Source organism: Sporosarcina sp. G11-34 (assembly GCF_026931025.1).
On sequence record NZ_JAHNZW010000004.1, the window covers coordinates 212575 to 229861 of the forward strand.

Annotated in this window: 18 protein-coding genes; 10 read left to right on the forward strand and 8 right to left on the reverse strand. The window is 37.5% G+C overall.

Annotated features, from left to right (window positions below; genetic code table 11):
- The first annotated feature begins 18 nt into the window (after positions 1-18).
- The gene (locus KSU66_RS07330; RefSeq protein ID WP_269050774.1) at positions 19-462 is read left to right on the forward strand and encodes a DUF948 domain-containing protein; all 444 of its coding nucleotides are present in this window, start codon (positions 19-21) and stop codon (positions 460-462) included.
- Between the two features lie 40 nt (positions 463-502).
- Here KSU66_RS07330 and KSU66_RS07335 read toward each other — a convergent pair whose 3' ends face one another.
- Positions 503-1009: a DUF948 domain-containing protein gene (locus tag KSU66_RS07335; protein WP_269050775.1), complete on the reverse strand. Its 507-nt coding sequence runs from the start codon at positions 1007-1009 to the stop codon at positions 503-505.
- 31 nt (positions 1010-1040) lie between these two features.
- A complete protein-coding gene (locus KSU66_RS07340; protein WP_269050776.1) occupies positions 1041-1463 on the reverse strand; it encodes a DUF948 domain-containing protein in 423 nt (140 codons plus the stop codon).
- Positions 1464-1647: 184 nt separating this feature from the next.
- Here KSU66_RS07340 and KSU66_RS07345 point away from each other — a divergent pair, with 184 nt between their 5' ends.
- Both KSU66_RS07345 and KSU66_RS07350 read left to right on the forward strand, forming a co-directional pair.
- Positions 1648-2628 carry a DUF1646 family protein gene (locus tag KSU66_RS07345; protein WP_443028954.1) on the forward strand — a complete coding sequence of 327 codons (981 nt, stop codon included), beginning with the start codon at positions 1648-1650 and terminating at the stop codon, positions 2626-2628.
- Positions 2629-2712: 84 nt separating this feature from the next.
- Positions 2713-3453: an arylamine N-acetyltransferase family protein gene (locus tag KSU66_RS07350; RefSeq protein WP_269050777.1), complete on the forward strand. Its 741-nt coding sequence runs from the start codon at positions 2713-2715 to the stop codon at positions 3451-3453.
- Between the two features lie 590 nt (positions 3454-4043).
- Here the strand turns inward: KSU66_RS07350 and KSU66_RS07355 are convergent.
- On the reverse strand, positions 4044-4922 hold the full coding sequence (locus KSU66_RS07355) for a DUF4349 domain-containing protein (RefSeq protein ID WP_269050778.1): 879 nt from the start codon (positions 4920-4922) through the stop codon (positions 4044-4046).
- A 244-nt stretch (positions 4923-5166) separates the two neighbouring features.
- Here KSU66_RS07355 and KSU66_RS07360 point away from each other — a divergent pair, with 244 nt between their 5' ends.
- Positions 5167-5796, forward strand: a complete 630-nt coding sequence (locus KSU66_RS07360; protein ID WP_269050779.1) for a glycerol-3-phosphate acyltransferase — start codon at positions 5167-5169, stop codon at positions 5794-5796.
- A 346-nt stretch (positions 5797-6142) separates the two neighbouring features.
- Here the strand turns inward: KSU66_RS07360 and ypfJ are convergent, their stop codons facing one another.
- Positions 6143-6988 carry a KPN_02809 family neutral zinc metallopeptidase gene (ypfJ, locus tag KSU66_RS07365; RefSeq protein WP_269050780.1) on the reverse strand — a complete coding sequence of 282 codons (846 nt, stop codon included), beginning with the start codon at positions 6986-6988 and terminating at the stop codon, positions 6143-6145.
- Between the two features lie 180 nt (positions 6989-7168).
- Positions 7169-7345, reverse strand: coding sequence for a hypothetical protein (locus tag KSU66_RS07370; RefSeq protein WP_269050781.1), 177 nt, complete (start codon positions 7343-7345; stop codon positions 7169-7171).
- A gap of 113 nt (positions 7346-7458) precedes the next feature.
- Between KSU66_RS07370 and KSU66_RS07375 the strand changes: the two genes are divergently transcribed.
- Entirely contained in the window at positions 7459-9402 is a 1944-nt protein-coding gene (locus tag KSU66_RS07375; protein ID WP_269050782.1) for a GTP-binding protein, read from the forward strand.
- A 52-nt stretch (positions 9403-9454) separates the two neighbouring features.
- Here the strand turns inward: KSU66_RS07375 and KSU66_RS07380 are convergent, their stop codons facing one another.
- On the reverse strand, positions 9455-10066 hold the full coding sequence (locus KSU66_RS07380) for an SAM-dependent methyltransferase (RefSeq protein ID WP_269050938.1): 612 nt from the start codon (positions 10064-10066) through the stop codon (positions 9455-9457).
- A 157-nt stretch (positions 10067-10223) separates the two neighbouring features.
- Here KSU66_RS07380 and KSU66_RS07385 point away from each other — a divergent pair, with 157 nt between their 5' ends.
- Together KSU66_RS07385 and KSU66_RS07390 are read left to right on the forward strand one after the other, a co-directional pair.
- Positions 10224-11720, forward strand: a complete 1497-nt coding sequence (locus KSU66_RS07385) for a catalase (RefSeq protein ID WP_269050783.1) — start codon at positions 10224-10226, stop codon at positions 11718-11720.
- Between the two features lie 697 nt (positions 11721-12417).
- Positions 12418-13437: a hypothetical protein gene (locus tag KSU66_RS07390; RefSeq protein WP_269050784.1), complete on the forward strand. Its 1020-nt coding sequence runs from the start codon at positions 12418-12420 to the stop codon at positions 13435-13437.
- Positions 13438-13493: 56 nt separating this feature from the next.
- Here KSU66_RS07390 and KSU66_RS07395 read toward each other — a convergent pair whose 3' ends face one another.
- Together KSU66_RS07395 and phaQ are read right to left on the reverse strand one after the other, a co-directional pair.
- Complete coding sequence (locus tag KSU66_RS07395) at positions 13494-13988, reverse strand: hypothetical protein (RefSeq protein ID WP_269050785.1); 495 nt, start codon at positions 13986-13988, stop codon at positions 13494-13496.
- A 77-nt stretch (positions 13989-14065) separates the two neighbouring features.
- Positions 14066-14473 (reverse strand): poly-beta-hydroxybutyrate-responsive repressor, encoded by a 408-nt coding sequence (phaQ, locus tag KSU66_RS07400; RefSeq protein WP_269050786.1) that lies wholly within the window; start codon positions 14471-14473, stop codon positions 14066-14068.
- Between the two features lie 239 nt (positions 14474-14712).
- Here phaQ and KSU66_RS07405 point away from each other — a divergent pair, with 239 nt between their 5' ends.
- The 3 genes from KSU66_RS07405 to phaC all read left to right on the forward strand — a co-directional run bounded on the left by KSU66_RS07405 (position 14713) and on the right by phaC (position 17245).
- Entirely contained in the window at positions 14713-15135 is a 423-nt protein-coding gene (locus KSU66_RS07405; protein WP_269050787.1) for a poly(R)-hydroxyalkanoic acid synthase subunit PhaE, read from the forward strand.
- A gap of 162 nt (positions 15136-15297) precedes the next feature.
- Positions 15298-16080, forward strand: a complete 783-nt coding sequence (gene fabG / locus KSU66_RS07410) for a 3-oxoacyl-[acyl-carrier-protein] reductase (RefSeq protein ID WP_269050788.1) — start codon at positions 15298-15300, stop codon at positions 16078-16080.
- Positions 16081-16156: 76 nt separating this feature from the next.
- Entirely contained in the window at positions 16157-17245 is a 1089-nt protein-coding gene (gene phaC, locus KSU66_RS07415) for a class III poly(R)-hydroxyalkanoic acid synthase subunit PhaC (RefSeq protein WP_269050789.1), read from the forward strand.
- Positions 17246-17287: the final 42 nt, after the last annotated feature.

Genomic DNA, 17287 nt, shown 5'->3' on the forward strand with positions numbered 1-17287 from the left:
TGAAACGAGGCGTATCGAATGGATTGGTTAGGTATCGGAGTCCTCATTATAGGAATTGCATTACTTATTCTTACTATCATTCTCATCAAACCACTTATCAAATTATCCGCTGTCCTTGAAAGTTTAAGGATAACGACGAACCGACTGCCAACGATGTTGGATGAAGTAACGGGGCAAGCTACCGAAGTCTTTGAAAAAGGGAATGAAACATTTTGTAATGTGAACAATCAAGTAAAAGAATTTAACCCATTACTCCATATTTTACAAGAAGTAGGAGAAGCATCACAACAACTTTCTTCACTTGCTCTTGATAAGACAATGGCCTTAAAAAAGAATACAAGCGAAGCAAAAGAGTTTTCACAGCGTCAGGAGTTCCAAGGATTTTATCGTTTTTTGTCTTTAGTCTTCTACCTTTCACAAAAAAGAAAAGATCTTAAAAATGCACTTCCGAACTCAAAATAAAATGCGTGTAAAGAAGGATTGCCTTCTTTACACGCATTTTTTATTTTTTTGACCCTTCTATTGCTTCTTCTTTGATCTGCTTAATCTCAAGCGATTTCTTCTTGCCTTCTAAAAAAAGCTTACCCTTTTTTATATCCTTACGCCGGCCAAATAAATAATAACCGAGAGCAGTCGAACCGTAAATGCCACCTAGTCTCTTATTTTGAATCTCTTCATTGGCATTATCCATTTTCTTTGTTGCTGAAGTACTTATATCAACAAGTGCTGAAGATAATTTACGGGTAGATTCCCCTACATCTCCTACAATATGAAATAAGGGCGTTAACGTTCCAAGTTTTTCATTGACATCAGCCAGTGTGTCATTACTATTATGAATTAAATTCCCTGTCTCGTTTAAAATGCCATCCAATTGTTTTGGCAATTGCTCGACTGTTTTGTCCACCCCATTTAAAACGGATGCAATATTATTTAAGACACGCGCGAAAAATATCGCAAGTAGGAAAAATGAAATACCGATTAACAATAAACCGATTCCTGTTAGATCCACAACAATCCCTCATTTCATAGTATATATTTTTTTACGACGAAACCCTTTTTCCCCGTTTCCACGAAGTAAATAAAGTAGTAGCAAATTCACTGTACTGAATCATTCGAACAAAAGGTTTCGTTCCCGGAAGCAATCCATCTTTCGCATATTTTTCTGTCCTAGCACGTAAATTCCTGCTCACGATTGAAGTAGCATCTCCAACATTACCTAATGATAAGAACAAACCATCTGTAGCTAGCAGTTTCTCTTCCACATCTACTGCGGTTTTTTCAGTTTCAGCAATAAATTGTTCCAACTCAATAACCGTTCTGTCCAGTTCTTGTTCTACATTATTTACGGTTTGGCCGAGTGTCGTAATAAGTCCCGAAACGCGTATCAATATTTTGGCAATATAAATGGAAATAAGTGCAAAAGCAAAAGCAATAAGTAATATTGCTATATAAACCAAATTCATCAGAATTCCACCTCCTTCTTAATCATATACCACTTAAGTGTCTTTTCTAAAACATTTTACTGTAATCGGACTTAATAGACTACACTGAACATTGTAATTTTAACACAAAGTTTATGATATACTGAAAAACGGAGGTGAGGAAACAATACTAGGTCTAACAATAATATTGATTCTTGTATTATTTATGCCGTTCACAATAAAAGTTGTTGAACGAAATTTGGAAGTTTTTTTGTTTATTATGGGCGTTTCCGCTGTAATTATCAGTCAGGTACTTGATAAAGAACTGATTTCAAAAGCCCTAGTGGATCCCGTAAACATTACGTTAGCAGTAATTGTTGCGGGTCTAATTTTCCGTTGGTTACAAAATCCCATGGAAAAAGGAATTCGCGGAATGAGTAAAGCGATGCCATTTCGCTTGTTCCTGGCACTCGTCGTAATCGTTCTAGGACTCATTTCTAGTGTTATTACGGCCATTATTGCAGCAATTGTTCTTGTCGCAATAGTAAGTGTGCTACGACTCGACCGAAAATCGGAAATTCGTCTTGTCATCTTAGCTTGTTTTTCAATCGGACTTGGTGCTGCACTTACACCAATTGGTGAACCACTTTCGACAATTGCAACAAGTAAACTAAACGAAGACTTTTTCTACTTGTTTCATTTAATTGGTCCGGATGTCATTCCTGGAGTAATTATATTTGGAATCCTTGCTGCGGTTATGATTAAACCAGTCAATGAAACAAACAGAATGAGTATCGACCAAGATACGGAATCCTACACAGAGATTATTATTAGAGGTTTTAAAGTATACTTATTCGTAATGGCCTTAACTTTACTCGGTGCAGGGTTTGAACCGTTTATCGAAAATTATCTACTCGACCTTGACCATCTTGTACTGTTTTGGATCAATATGATCTCGGCTGTATTGGATAACGCAACATTAGCGGCTGCGGAAATCAGTCCTGCAATGGCTGATGACCCAGCGAAAATCAAAGCAATTTTACTTGGACTTCTCATTAGTGGCGGTATGTTAATTCCAGGAAATATTCCGAACATTATTGCTGCTGGTAAACTTAAAATTACAAGCCTTGAATGGGCACGTTTTGGCGTTCCTGTTGGTTTAGTTGCAATGATTGCCTACTTCATTGTAATCATCCTTGTCGGCTAACCTGAATGAAGCATGTTCCCCCTGTGGATCATGCTTTTTTTATGCTTTTGCGCTAGAATATGAGTAGAGGTGATTCAATTGGACATGAAAAAGTATTTAGAAAGATTCAATGCTTCATCATTAACGGAAGTCTCTTTTACTAACCTAACAAAGCTTCAAGATTTACATATGCAATCTATTCCTTTTGAAAATCTAGACGTTATTCGCAGAGTTCCCATCTATCTTAATTTGCAAACCATTTATGAAAAAATCGTGGACAATAATCGTGGAGGCTATTGCTATGAACTTAATGGTTTGTTTCACTGGCTTTTAAACGAACTTGGCTACAATACACATTTAATCCCCGCAACAGTTAAAAGACCTAATGGAGTGTGGGCAAAAGCAGATACACACGCAGCTCTATTAGTTCAATTAGATAAGCCCTATCTCGTTGATGTTGGCTTTGGCGCGGCAACACCACGTTTACCCATTGCCTTAGATAGCAGTGAAGGTTCGGATATCAGTAGCACGTACCTCATTCATAAACAGGCTGACAATACATTTAATTTAGTGCAAAGAAGCGCTTCAGAAGAAAGAACTTTATATCGATTTAACTTGAATAAGAAAAACCTTGTCGATTTTCATGAAGGTTGTGTGTTCAACCAAGTTTCAGCAAGCTCTTCATTTACACATACGGATATCATTACGCAAGCCACTCCCACGGGACAGATCACTTTATCGGATCATACTTTTTCCATGACGGAAGACGGTGTACGAACTAGTTTTGAACTTTCGGCAGATGAAAAAGTACGTGTGCTGCAAGATAAGTTTAAGGTTTTCTTATGAACAAGTCATAAAAATAGGTCTTTATAATCAATTCGGTAGTAATCTAAATAATTAGTTTACTTATGTACGAAATGAGGTATAATGTTAGTACAAGGTAAAACTATCGGAGGAAGGGAAATCGTAGACGAGTAACCTACTTTCATCTTCTAACGACGAACTGCACAACCTTGGCGGAAAATTTGCTTTACTGGCGAAAGACACTCTCGTCGGGAATCGTACAAATAGATTCCAACAAGCACGTGTATCAACTAGCAGTAAACGGTAAGTTTTTTGTATAAGTGCAACTTGAAGACTGACAGGTTCCACACAGTCAGGCCGATCAAACCGCACTGACGGGATGTTCAGAACAATCGTCGGAAAGAACAGTTTGTGAAAAGAACGTAGAAACTAACAAATTTTCCGTATAAGAAATGGAAAAAAGCATGATCCAAGTGGATCATGCTTTTTTCATTCCGTAGAACACGTAACTATAATCATCGAAATGATTAAGATATTTTCATTATATATCATTACTAGAAGATTAATCAAAAAACTCCACCACAAAGCTTGCCGCTAATAAACTTATCCCCTATCCCCTATTATCTTTATCTTCACTTTTTCTTCCTTTTCTTTTTCACAAAAAAATAAGTCCCGGCCCCAACGAGTACTAACAGAATGGTTATAGGTAAATTGCCAATAACGAAGACAACCAATCCCGATCCAGTAGCGAGTAGAGAATTTGTACTCGAAGCTAGTTGTTTTTTTGTTTTCGCCCATGTATCCAACTTTTTACCGTCTACTCCAGGAACAATTACTTGGTTTTCGTACATAGTGATTTCAATAGTAGAATAAGAAGTTTGGTTTTTAAGATAGTTCATCTGTCCTACAATGATTTCAATTTCTTCTTGAACTCCAGCTAAATCAGATGATATTTTTAATAAATCCTCTGTTTTCTCTGCATTTCCCATGAACTCTAGTAATCTTTCCTCTACCACCCGTTTGGATTTCATTCTTGACTCTAAATCGACATATTGTTCGGTAATATCCTCACCAGTTACAATGCGTTCCAAAATATCAGCCGCTTCCCCTTCAGCATCCGTTAAAAACGATTGGAAATACTCCTCTGGAATTCGAACTGTCATCCTACCATTCACACTTTTTTCATTTTCTCGGTACACATTCGATTCGACGATATATCCACCATACTTACTCACCTTTTTTTCTATAGAAAGCCGAGCCTTTTCAAAGCTTTTCACGTTTAACTGCAATTGTGCCTTATGAATGATCATTCTATTCGTTGCAATCATTTCAGAACCTTCATCGGCTGACCCCTCAACCATGGAGTTATCCAGTTCTTTCTTCACTCCCACCTCATCTGATCTGACCGTGGAATCCATCTTGGCATTTCCTATTGAATCGTTTGAACTACAAGCTGTCATTAAACCAATAAAGAAGGATAATAGTAAGATAAAAATTGCCTTTCTTTTCATAGTGTGCCCCCTTCCTTTCAAACAAGTTAGACTATTTAATCAACGAAAAGGTTACACTTTTTTAATTAATTGATTTTAAATATGTATAACGACCAAGCAGATATACGCACACCACTTTGTAAAATCCCGTATCTACTTCCTTTCCATTGAAGTTTACTTTCTTCGGAAAATCTTTCATAACCTGATAAAATAGCAATAGAATAACATTAAAATAAAACTCATATAATTTAAAGAGGTGTTTACTATGTGGATTTGGCTATTGGCTTTACTCATTGGAGGATACTTTCTTGGTTGCTTACATGGGTCCGTTCTCGCGCAAAAACTGTCGGGAGTGAATTTGAAGGAGACTGGTACGAAAAATGCCGGTGCTTCAAACGTCACGATTGTGCTTGGAAAGAAGTTCGGCGCGCTCGTTGCAGCAATTGACATCGGAAAAGGTACCCTTGCAGTTTTGCTTTCGCGTTATATTTTGGAACGCGTAGGATTACCAGAAGATATTGCTTGGTTGTTACTTTTTGTTGTAGGTGCCGCTGTCGTCCTTGGCCATGTTTTTCCTTTTCATATGAAGTTTAACGGCGGTAAAGGGACAGCGACGATAATTGGCATGCTTCTTGCCATTGATTGGCGGTTCGGATTAATCGGGCTTGGCTTATTTATTGTTGTTGCAATTGTGACAGACTTCCTCGTATTCGGTGTACTAATGCTCTATATAACGCTAATTGCGATCGCAATATGGATAGCTCCCGGCATATGGCCGCCAATCATCGCACTAGGATTGTTTATAATAGCTATAGTGAAACACGTGGAAAATATCAAGCATATAAAAAACGGAGAAGAAAAACTCGTATCTTCTGTGTTCGGCAAAAAAAAATAGTATTCATAATTCTTCTGTATTCAATTTTAAAAATGGCCCTGTCTCATAAAGAGTTTGGGCCATTTTTGATATCCATATCGCATATTAAGCATTATGTTAAAATTATAGGGTAGAAGAAATGGGGTTGTATGATGTACATTTTTATTATTAATCCAACAGCAGGGAGTGGAAATGCATTACCTCTTTGGAACGAATCGGCCAATTCCGGTAGTCGTTGATGGGGAAATTATGAAGACTACTCCAATTGAAATTGAAATTTATAAAAAAGCACTAAAAATAATTTTAACAACATAGCAAAATAAGAGATTGCAACCTATTGGCATTCAACAAGTATTTCCACTATAACTTACAAGCCATTCGCCGTGAATGTATCACCTTCCCCTAAATTGCCGGATTGGAATCCTTTATAAAACCAATATTTTCTTTGCTCAGAAGTCCCGTGTGTAAAACTTTCAGGTACAACATATCCTTGAGCTTCTTTTTGAATCCGATCATCACCGACAGCACTGGCAGCATTTAACGCTTCTTCCAAATCCCCTTCTTCAAGCAAATCCATACCTTGTGCATGATGTGCCCAAACGCCGGATAAATAGTCTGCCTGTAATTCGAAGCTCACAAGGTATTCATTAAACTCCGCTTTACCAAGTTTCTGCCGAAGTGGCATCACTTGTTCAGTCGTGCCCAAAAGAGTCTGTACATGGTGCCCTACTTCATGAGCAATAACGTAAGCCATCGCAAAATCCCCAGGCGCTTTAAATTTATCTTGTAACTCCTCGTAAAAACTCAAATCGATATAAAGCTTATAGTCACCCGGACAATAAAACGGCCCAACAGCTGATCCAGCTGTACCACATGCAGAATCTACGCTTCCTGTATACAAGACAAGTGTCGGATTTGTATATTTCAATCCTTCCGCATTAAATATTTCTGACCAAACATCTTCCGTATCTGCTAGAACGACAGCAACAAACTCCGATAATTCTTTTTCTTGCGTTGTTTCTTCATAAGTAATATCACTCTTTGAACCGTTTGGTTGAATCTTGTCTATAAGTTCGTCCGGATTTCCGCCAAGCAGTGTAATAATGAGAACAATTACTAAACCAATACCGCCTCCTGCGATTGCTATTCCACCTCTGCCCCTACCTCTTCGGTCATCTACATTCGAACTCGTTCTTCTTCCTTTATACTTCATTAAATATCCCTCCTCCAATAAAAATTAAAAGAATAAACTTAATTGAATCCACATTCTTTTATTTTGTTATACCCCAAATCAATAAAAATAGTATATAAATAAATTTAAACAATGGAAAAAGACGTTATCCACTTTTATTGGATAACGTCTTTCGGTCATATATGTACCTCGTTCCTGAGATTATAGCTCCTGATAATCTCTTTGGAGGAGTCCGCCATCTTTTACTTCTGAATGGTACAAAGCTTTTAATGCATAGCTTTTTTCCAAATCAAGTTCTTTCATTACTTTTTTTAGACGTGCGGATAGCTCTGGATTATTCTTCACTAGCTTTTCCATCTTTGATTTTGTATATTGCATTATTCATTACCCCCCGACACTAATTTTATATTTTCATTATAACACGAAATGATTCCATCCATCTGATTCGGATTTGCTATACTAAATACAACAGTAAAAACTGGGGTGGTACTATGTATAAAACAATCGGAATTCTTGCCCATGTAGATGCGGGCAAAACAACTTTTTCTGAACAGCTTCTTTATCATACAAAAAGTATCAAGGAACGAGGACGTGTAGACCATAAAGACGCCTTCCTCGATAGTCATGCAATCGAGAAAGAAAGAGGTATTACCGTTTTTGCGGATCAGGCAGTCATTTCTTATAATGATTCAACCTATTATATTATTGATACACCGGGACATGTCGATTTTTCACCCGAAATGGAACGCGCGATACAAGTGATGGACTATGCAATCATTCTCATTAGCGCTGTCGATGGTATAGAAGGACATACCGACACCGTTTGGCAATTACTTCGGAAACATAATGTACCAACGTTTTTCTTTATTAATAAAATTGATCGCGATGGAACAAACATTAAAAATACACTTCATGAAATAAAGACGAATTTTTCTTCAAATGTAATCGACCTTACAACTTCATTTAATGAAGGTATCATGCAGGATAATCTTATTGAATTTATCGCAGAGCGTGATGAAACGCTTCTCGAAACATATTTAGATACGGGTTATGACAAGGAATTGTGGTTAAAAGTATTTAAATCATTGATAAGTGAAAACAAAGTGTTTCCGTGTTCTATTGGCTCCGCGTTAAAAGATTTGGGTGTCTTTGAGTTCTTCAAAAAACTCGATTTACTAACCGAAACTTCTTATAATACGGACGGTCCATTTGCTGCTAAGGTATACAAAATCCGCCATGATGAAAGTCGTAATCGCGTTACTTACCTTAAATTATTAAGTGGTCAACTAAGCGTTCGTGAGGAAGTAAATTATGAGGGGAACACGGAGAAGATCACCCAGATTAGAGTGTATAACGGAACGACGTTTAAACCAGTCACTCACGTATATGCCGGAGAATTATTTGCAGTGACGGGACTGACAAGCGCTTCTATTGGTGATGGTCTCGGCGCTCTCAAAGAAAAGGCGATATTTGATTTGGTTCCAACGCTGAGATCGAAAGTTATTTTCGATACGTCAATTCACGTAAAAGAAGTATTGCGATGCTTTAACCAACTCGATGCGGAAGATCCTTCTTTATATGTTGTGTGGGATGAATTCGTGCAAGAAGTCCATGTTCACGTTATGGGGGTTATCCAACTCGAAGTACTTGAACGAATTGTAAAAGAACGTTTTCTTTTTGACGTCTCTTTTGGCGAGCCGAAGATTCTTTACAAAGAAACAATCGAAACGACCGTAATTGGCTACGGACATTTTGAGCCGTTAAGGCATTATGCTGAAGTGCACCTTAAAATTGAACCGGCAGAAAGAAATAGCGGTATTTCTTTTGAAAATGCAAGCCATGCAAATCATCTATCAATCGGCAACCAAAATTCAGTACGACATCATTTGTTTGAACGGGATCATCACGGATTATTGACTGGTTCAACCCTTACTGATGTCAAAATAACGCTCCTCACAGGACGGGGCCATAACGAACATACCTCGGGTGGCGATTTTAGGGAGGCCACCTACCGCGCTTTGAGGCAGGGACTTGAACAAGCCCAAAATATTCTACTTGAACCGTACTACGACTATAAAATAAAAGTGGATTTAGACCATATGGGACGGGTGTTGGCGGATATTCAGCAAGCCCACGGTAGCTTTAGCGCTCCCGAAACGATTAGTAACAAGGTAATTATAAAAGGTACTGTACCTGTTTCTACCTTCATGAATTACAGCGCTACTTTGGCTTCATTCACACATGGAAAAGGCATAATTAGTCTTCTATTTAGTGGCTATAATCGTTGCCACAATGAAAAAGAAATCATTAATAGCATCAACTACAATAAAAATGCAGACCCTGAATACACGTCAACTTCTATTTTTTGTGCCAAAGGTAAAGGATATACAGTCCCTTGGGATGAAGTGAAACAAGCGATGCATTGTCTAGACTAGACGAAGAAATGCCACGTTTTCAAATGAAGCTAAACGTGGCACGATTTCCCCTTTATAATGGTTCATATCGAAAAATTAAGAACCGCTCATTATCATTAACTTCATAGAATCTTGGTACTTTTACTTCCTCAAACAATTCAAAAGAAGTGTTTGTTTCCAGAAACTCTATGTATTCGATCGTAGGATAATATAAGATTAAGTCAACTGTTCTATTGTCTTTTTCAACTGAAAGAAGAATATTATTAATAACCTTCATAAAAATTTGAACAGAAAAAGGATTAAAGAAGTAAAAACGATTATTTGTAGATTTCACTTCATATTCTTCTGCAAAACATCTTTCAAATTGAATCGAACCGCTTGGCATCTTCGTTTTCCGCATATAGCTTGCTTGGTTTTCAACAGCTTCTTGATAAAGTTGGCCACTCATTTCAATCCCTGTTCCCGAGACTTGAAAATGATGATGGGCGTAAAAAGTGAACCTACCCTTTCCACAACCAAAATCCACAACATCATCTGATTTCGTTAGCTCATACTCGGAGAATAGCGCATCCAATGCTGTATAGGGCGTTGCCTCATACCGATTATAATGGATAGATCCATTCAGCCACTCCCGCATACCAGTTGTTTTAATTTGAAGCTTTTGATCCATTACATGATCATTCATATACCCACCTTCTTTCTTATTCAATTATAGAACAAAATTAGACAAATGTTCTATATAGTTTATCGTAAAATTAATTAGGAGTCTTTATTAGCAGAATTATAGCTAGTTTGTTATAGTTATCATGTAAGCACGATTACTATCTAAGGAGTGAACGTTAATGAGTGAAAATGAGAACGTAAACAAAAACAAATTGACTACGGCTGCTGGTGCACCTGTAGTAGATAACCAAAACTCAATGACAGCAGGACCAAGGGGCCCAATGCTCTTACAAGATGTATGGTTTTTAGAAAAGATGGCACATTTCGATCGCGAAGTAATTCCTGAGCGACGGATGCACGCAAAAGGATCTGGTGCATATGGCACATTTACCGTAACACATGACATTACACAATACACAAAAGCAAAAATGTTCTCTGAAATTGGAAAACAAACAGAAATGTTCGTACGTTATTCAACGGTTGCGGGCGAACGCGGCGCAGCTGACGCAGAACGCGATATTCGTGGATTCTCAATGCGTTACTACACGGAAGAAGGAAACTGGGATCTTGTTGGTAACAATACACCTGTATTCTTTTTCAGAGATCCAATGCAATTCCCTGACTTGAATCACGCAGTAAAACGTGATCCACGTACGAATATGCGTAGTCCAAACAACAACTGGGATTTCTGGTCTTCCCTACCCGAAGCACTTCACCAAGTAACAATTTTAATGAGTGAACGCGGTATTCCAAAATCTTATCGTACAATGCACGGTTTTGGAAGTCATACATTCAGTATGATTAATGCTGAAAATGAGCGCGTATGGGTTAAATTCCACCTTCGTTCACAACAAGGTATCGAAAACTTGACTGACCAAGAAGCTGGAACTCTTGTAGGACAAGATAGAGAGAGCCATCAAAAGGATCTCTATGAAAATATCGAAAAGGGTAATTTCCCGAAATGGAAAATGTATATCCAAGTAATGACGGAAGAACAAGCAAATAATAGTAAGGATAATCCATTCGATGTTACAAAAGTTTGGTACAAAGGTGACTATCCTCTTATTGAAGTCGGAGAATATGAACTAAACCGTAATCCTGAAAACTATTTTGCTGAAGTAGAACAAGCAGCATTTACACCTGCAAACGTTGTACCGGGTATTAGTTTCTCACCAGATAGAATGTTACAAGGTCGCCTATTCTCATACGGAGATGCGCAACGTTACCGCTTAGGTGTAAACCACCACCAAATTCCAGTCAATCAACCGAGATGCCCAGTTAATAGCTTTCACCGTGACGGCGGTATGAGAGTCGACGGAAACCATGGCGGTAAAGTTCACTATGAGCCAAACAGTCAAGGTGCATGGCAAGAACAGCCATCATACAAAGATCCTGCACTTGATCTCTTTGGTGCAGCAGACCATTGGAACCTTAGGGAAGACGATAATAATTACTTTGAGCAGCCAGGTAAACTCTTTAACCTAATGAGTCCTGAACAACAACAATTATTATTCGAAAATACAGCACGTAACATCGACGGTGTCGATAAACATATCCAACTTCGCCATATCGCACACTGCTATAAAGCAGACCCTGCTTATGGACAAGGTGTAGCAGATGCAATCGGTATCGCTTGGAGTGAAGTCGAAGCAGCAGCAACGTTTGAACCGAAATAATTATTATATTTTAAACAAGAGAGTCGCATCCTTTGCTTAAAGGATTCTCTTCATAGGTGAAAAACATTAAAAAACATATAAAAAGGGACCAAAACCGCAATGGTTTTGGTCCCTTTTTTATTGTATGTTTGAACACGGATAAGGATACAAGAATACCTAGTGCCGGTGAATTCATCACTGAATAGCAAGGCAGATTCCAACTAAAAATTACTTTGATCTTGACATTCATAATTATGAACCGCCGTTTTCAATAATAAGTCCGATAAGCATTCCAAATACCGTAACTCCTGGGCCGTCGTCGCTTGGTTTAGATATCTTATCGCTTCTGTATAAAGATATAGTTCGTCATCATTTAAATAATTCATGGGAATAAAACCGTTGCTTAACTTGTTCGATTGATTGACTTGTAGGCTTGGCAATACAACCATTCCTCCCTATTAAAATATCTACTAATCACACCCTTTCCAGTTTTGGTCAATTTTATACATCCCCCAAATCCTCATAATAAGGGGAAACCTAGATAAAGAACCTGCAAATGAAAATCAAGGATGATGTTTGCTCTGGTTACCCTAGGCAACTCTTTTTTCACTTTCTTTGGGAACTAGGTGCTTGCGCTTTTCTTTTACATACTGACTTTTCCGTCATTTACAGATAGAATGGATGTAGTAATCGAAAATAGTTAATTGGGGGAATATAGATGTCCATTACTTTTACAAAAAAAGAAGAGTTTTTTACGTTTCACGACCCGATGCAAAATGGTCAATTGATCGACCGAAAAACTGAAATTCGTTTGGATCCACTAACTGGTGAAACGTCTCGCATCATTTTCGATCCGGGGACACCTTTCACACCTTCTGATTATTCTGAGCTAGCCAAAGAAACAGAAGGTAAGAAATGCCCCTTCTGTCCCGAAAACATATTATCTTTTACACCGACTTTCCCAGAAGACTTAATCGAAGACGGACGGCTAATTCAAGACGAAGCTGTTGTCTTTCCGAATTTGTTTCCGTATAGCAAGCACAATGCTGTCGTTCGAATGTGTGAGCAGCATTACGTTAAACTCGCTGAATTTACACCATCGATAATTAGCAATTCTTTTTCGGCGGCACATGAATATTTGAAAAAAGTGATTGCCAAAGACCCTTCAACAACTTATGCATCAATTAATTGGAACTACTTACCCCCTTCAGGTGGAAGTATTTTGCATCCACATATACATGTGCTTGCTTCTGAATACCCAACAAACTATCAAGCAACAACGACTAAAGCTGCACAAGATTTTTACAAGCTTAATGGAGCGAACTATTATGACAGTTTGAAAACACATGAGAAAGAACTTGCTGAACGCTTTATCGGTACTGAAGGTTCAATTGATTGGATTCACGCATTTGCTCCAAAAAGCCATACCGACTTTTTCGGAATAAGCAAAGCATCTTCTTTTGAAGAATTGACTGAAGACTTTTGGCAAGATTTAAGCGAAAGTGTCTTGCGATTCTTCCGTTACTTTGAGCATATCGGTATCTCTAGCTTCAATCTAGGTCTATTTATACCTTTAACAAATAATGTCGATGAACGCGTTCATATTCGTCTCCTCCCCCGTTTAACAATCGGTGCCCTTGAAACGAGTGATATGAACGTCTTTAACTATTTACACAGTGAACCGTTATGTATGAAAGAGCCCGAAAAAACAACAAAAGAAGCTTCTACTTATTTTTAACTAAAAAAAACGGGTCATGAAGCGATTAAATCGCTTCATGACCCGCTTTCCATTTTTCAAACTGCTGTCGATACTTTTTCAAACGCTTGTTTTACTTGTTCGGCAACAACTTCAATCTTCTCGTATCCTTCATTACGAACTTCCTTCTGCTTTTCGACTACCTCTTTGCCTTTTCCCTCTAATCCTTCTTGTAAATCCAAGAAAAAATCTAGCATAGCATAGTTTGAATTCCACGAAAACGTTTGTACCTTATCACTTATTTCCTCAATGCTTTTCTCCCAATTAGTAATCGGCTCAGGATTTTCTTGTGTTGTAATTTGATTTTTCCATTTATCCATCTGTTGTTTAGAAACTTTCTCTAAACTACTAAACGATTCCTTTGTAGAAGCGAGTAGCTTTTTTTGATTTTCAAAAACTTGTAACGATTTTTCCTCGATTTCATTTTGAAGACCTTGAAACGCTTTAAAACTGTTTAACCAACCATCCCATATTAAATCTACCCCACTTGCTAATTGTTCAACTTTCTTAACTTCTGTTTTTTTCTTCGTCATTAATAATTCCCCCTTTTTAATAAATCAATAAACATTAAATTTATATTCCATGCAAAATTTTGCATTGTTACCATAAGTCATTCGTTATCCTTATCTGTTTCCTTTGAAGCCAATTGAAAAGGATTAAAAAACGGATTATATAAATTGAAAAACTGATCTAACATTTTCTGATAATGACCAAGTGAACCCGCCCATAGCTCCAAATACTCTTCTCCGACACCCGTAATTGAATAAACCCTCTTCGCTGGCCCACCTGATGAAGTATCCCAATTCGATGTAACCAGCTCATCTTTTTCTAGCTGCCTAAGAAGCCTATAAAAGTTTCCCTGATCGACTGATTGAATTCCGAACTCAGTGATCTTTTCCATTAATTCATAGCCGTGGGAATTCCAATCGCGAAGATGTAAAAGCATAATTGGTATTAAAAAATTTTTTGGAGCCCCCAAATTGACACTCTTGATCTTATCTGTTTCTTTAGAACTCATAATATATCACCTACCTTGCTTATGAATTACTTATACCTGTAATTTACACCTATGTGTTCAATTTGTCAAGCGAAGGAAAAAAGCACACTTTTGAATATCATGGAACTTTCAGCGAACTTATGTTGGAACTTGTCGAAACAAGTCGAAATGTTAGTCCTTTTCATGCATTCAGAAAGTAGAGAATAATTGTTATGCTTATACATGTAGCGTTCAGAAATACACTAAGGGGATGAAATCGTATGCCACACACAAAACTTATGGATCCATTTACAATGTGGAAAGATGTTTATGAAAAGACAGAAGCAACGTGGAGTGAAGCGATCCAAGAAACGATGAAAAAAGAATCTTTCTCGGAAGGCATGGGTCAGACATTGAATAGTCATTTGCAATCCCAAGAACTTATCTCCAAAATGACTGAAGCTTATTTAAAGCAAGTTAACATGCCAACAAGAGGTGAAGTTGCTAGCGTTGCTTCCCTTGTTATAAATCTAGAAGAAAAAGTGGATGATCTTCAAGATAGTTTCGAAGATGATACACTTAAAAACGAAATCGGCCAATTAAAAAGGGCTGTTGCAAATTTAGATAAAAAAATAGACAGCGTCATTGATTTAGTCGGAAAAATAACTGATCAAAAACCTGTTCCTGTAGGGAAAGGTAAGTAATCAGAACAATTCATGAGTTAAACAGATGCATACATGGACAAATCTGGCGAAGGTGCCTTTCCAATGGTAGCCGGTACGAATTTAATAAGATTCTTTAATTTCAAACAATAATAGTCATCAAACAAATGATAACTAACATCTTAGATTGGGAGTGGATGAATAATGACAATCAATTCTATCGAAGTTTCGGAAAACAAGGTAAACTTAAAACCGCTTGAAGGAAAAGTAGCTATTGTTACAGGTGGCTCACGTGGTATTGGTGCAGCAATCGCAAAAGAATTAGCTAGAAATGGTGCACGAGTTGCCTTTAACTACCAATCTAGAATTGATAGTGCTGAAGCGCTTGTAAAAGAAATTGAAGATGAAGGCGGCACTTCTTTTGCTGTAAAAGCAGACGTAGCGGATATTAAGGGTGTCCAAAACTTTTTAGATGAAGTTGTTTCCCGTTATGGACAGGTTGATATACTTGTCAATAATGCCGGAATTACGAGGGATCGCTCATTCCGAAACCTATCCCAAGAGGACTGGAATGAAGTTATCAATGTAAATTTAAACAGTGTTTTCAATACGACTTCGGCCGTTATTAATCAGATGCTAGAAAATAAATCTGGAAGAATTATTAATATTAGTTCAATTATTGGACAGTCTGGTGGTTTCGGACAATCCAATTATGCTGCTGCAAAAGCAGGAATGGTTGGTTTTACAAAATCACTCGCTTTGGAAACGGCTAAAAATGGGATAACAGTCAACGCTATTTGTCCTGGTTTTATTGAAACAGAAATGGTTGCGGCAATGCCCGATAATGTAAAAGAACAAATGATTTCCAATATCCCTATGAAACGTTTGGGACAGTCCCAGGAAATTGCGGAAGCAGTTTTGTTCTTAGCACAAGCTAATTATATAACTGGACAGTCCATAAACGTAAATGGTGGCTTATACATGTAAGACGTTCAAGTTTCCTAATATTCACATAGGAGCTTCCGTTTTGGAGGCTCTCTTTCAATGATTGAGGAGGAGTAAAATGATCTATTCAAGCGTAAAAGAACTCGACAACTTAGTAGAAGCAATGCCCGATGAACTCAAAGACAGTTATAACCGCATTAAACGAATGGCAGCGGTACTTACAACGGAAGCTGAGCCACAAGTTGGCCAAACTCCAAAAGAAGTTATATGGACAAAAAATAAAACAAAATTATACCGTTACCAAACAGCAGTAAAGAAAACAAATAAAGTACCGATTTTAATGATTTATGCATTGATTAATAAGCCGTATATACTTGACTTGACTCCTGGCAACAGCTTAATTGAACATCTTACGAATCAGGGACATGACGTCTATCTATTAGATTGGGGTACTCCTGGATACGAAGACAGGCATATGAAGTTAGATGATTATATAATGGATTACATGCCACGTGCCGTAAAAAAGGTATTGCAAACATCAAACGCGAAAGAAATTACCTTATTTGGCTATTGCATGGGTGGAACGATGACTTCAATATTCGCTGCCCTAAATCCACATTTACCGATTCGCAATTTGGTATTTATGACAAGCCCAGTTGATTTTTCTGATACGGGTTTATATGGAAACTTCCTAGATAAACGCCATTTCAACTTAAATAAATTGGTTGATACACTTGGAAATGTTCCATATGATTTGATCGACACTGGAAATAAGTTATTGAATCCGATTGCGAATATATACGGACCTTATGTCAGTCTTGCAGATCGTGCAGATAATGAAGAGTTCGTTGAAAACTGGAAGCTTATGCAAAAATGGCTAAACGATGGTATCCCCTTCCCTGGCGAAGCATATCGACAGTGGATTGGCGAATTCTACCAAGATAATAAACTCATTAATGATGAACTATTTATAAGAGGACATAAAGTAGAATTAAGCAAAATTACTGCAAACTTGTTAAATATTGCTGGAAGTCGCGATAATATCGCAAGTCCACAACAAGTGGAGCCTCTTAACGATAAAGTATCTAGTATAAATAAGACGTTTCATCTGTTAGAAACAGGACATGTTTCAGTAGTTGTAGGCCGTAAAGCAATTAATGAAACCTATCCACTTATCGACACTTGGTTAACTAAAAACTCAAATTAATTCACTTTAAAAAAACAGACTCTCAATCGAATTCGATTGAGA

Bases quoted from the DNA above. Each gene is read 5' to 3' on its own strand.
- KSU66_RS07375 (WP_269050782.1), top strand. From the start codon at position 7,459: ATGTATAAAACAATCGGAATTCTTGCCCATGTAGATGCGGGCAAAACA.
- KSU66_RS07405 (WP_269050787.1), top strand. From the start codon at position 14,713: ATGCCACACACAAAACTTATGGATCCATTTACAATGTGGAAAGATGTT.
- KSU66_RS07355 (WP_269050778.1), bottom strand. From the start codon at position 4,922: ATGAAAAGAAAGGCAATTTTTATCTTACTATTATCCTTCTTTATTGGT.
- KSU66_RS07370 (WP_269050781.1), bottom strand. From the start codon at position 7,345: ATGCAATATACAAAATCAAAGATGGAAAAGCTAGTGAAGAATAATCCA.
- KSU66_RS07385 (WP_269050783.1), top strand. From the start codon at position 10,224: ATGAGTGAAAATGAGAACGTAAACAAAAACAAATTGACTACGGCTGCT.
- KSU66_RS07380 (WP_269050938.1), bottom strand. From the start codon at position 10,066: ATGAATGATCATGTAATGGATCAAAAGCTTCAAATTAAAACAACTGGT.
- KSU66_RS07360 (WP_269050779.1), top strand. From the start codon at position 5,167: ATGTGGATTTGGCTATTGGCTTTACTCATTGGAGGATACTTTCTTGGT.
- KSU66_RS07395 (WP_269050785.1), bottom strand. From the start codon at position 13,988: ATGACGAAGAAAAAAACAGAAGTTAAGAAAGTTGAACAATTAGCAAGT.
- KSU66_RS07390 (WP_269050784.1), top strand. From the start codon at position 12,418: ATGTCCATTACTTTTACAAAAAAAGAAGAGTTTTTTACGTTTCACGAC.
- phaC (WP_269050789.1), top strand. From the start codon at position 16,157: ATGATCTATTCAAGCGTAAAAGAACTCGACAACTTAGTAGAAGCAATG.
- KSU66_RS07330 (WP_269050774.1), top strand. From the start codon at position 19: ATGGATTGGTTAGGTATCGGAGTCCTCATTATAGGAATTGCATTACTT.
- KSU66_RS07345 (WP_443028954.1), top strand. From the start codon at position 1,648: ATGCCGTTCACAATAAAAGTTGTTGAACGAAATTTGGAAGTTTTTTTG.
- fabG (WP_269050788.1), top strand. From the start codon at position 15,298: ATGACAATCAATTCTATCGAAGTTTCGGAAAACAAGGTAAACTTAAAA.
- ypfJ (WP_269050780.1), bottom strand. From the start codon at position 6,988: ATGAAGTATAAAGGAAGAAGAACGAGTTCGAATGTAGATGACCGAAGA.
- KSU66_RS07340 (WP_269050776.1), bottom strand. From the start codon at position 1,463: ATGAATTTGGTTTATATAGCAATATTACTTATTGCTTTTGCTTTTGCA.
- KSU66_RS07350 (WP_269050777.1), top strand. From the start codon at position 2,713: ATGAAAAAGTATTTAGAAAGATTCAATGCTTCATCATTAACGGAAGTC.
- phaQ (WP_269050786.1), bottom strand. From the start codon at position 14,473: ATGAGTTCTAAAGAAACAGATAAGATCAAGAGTGTCAATTTGGGGGCT.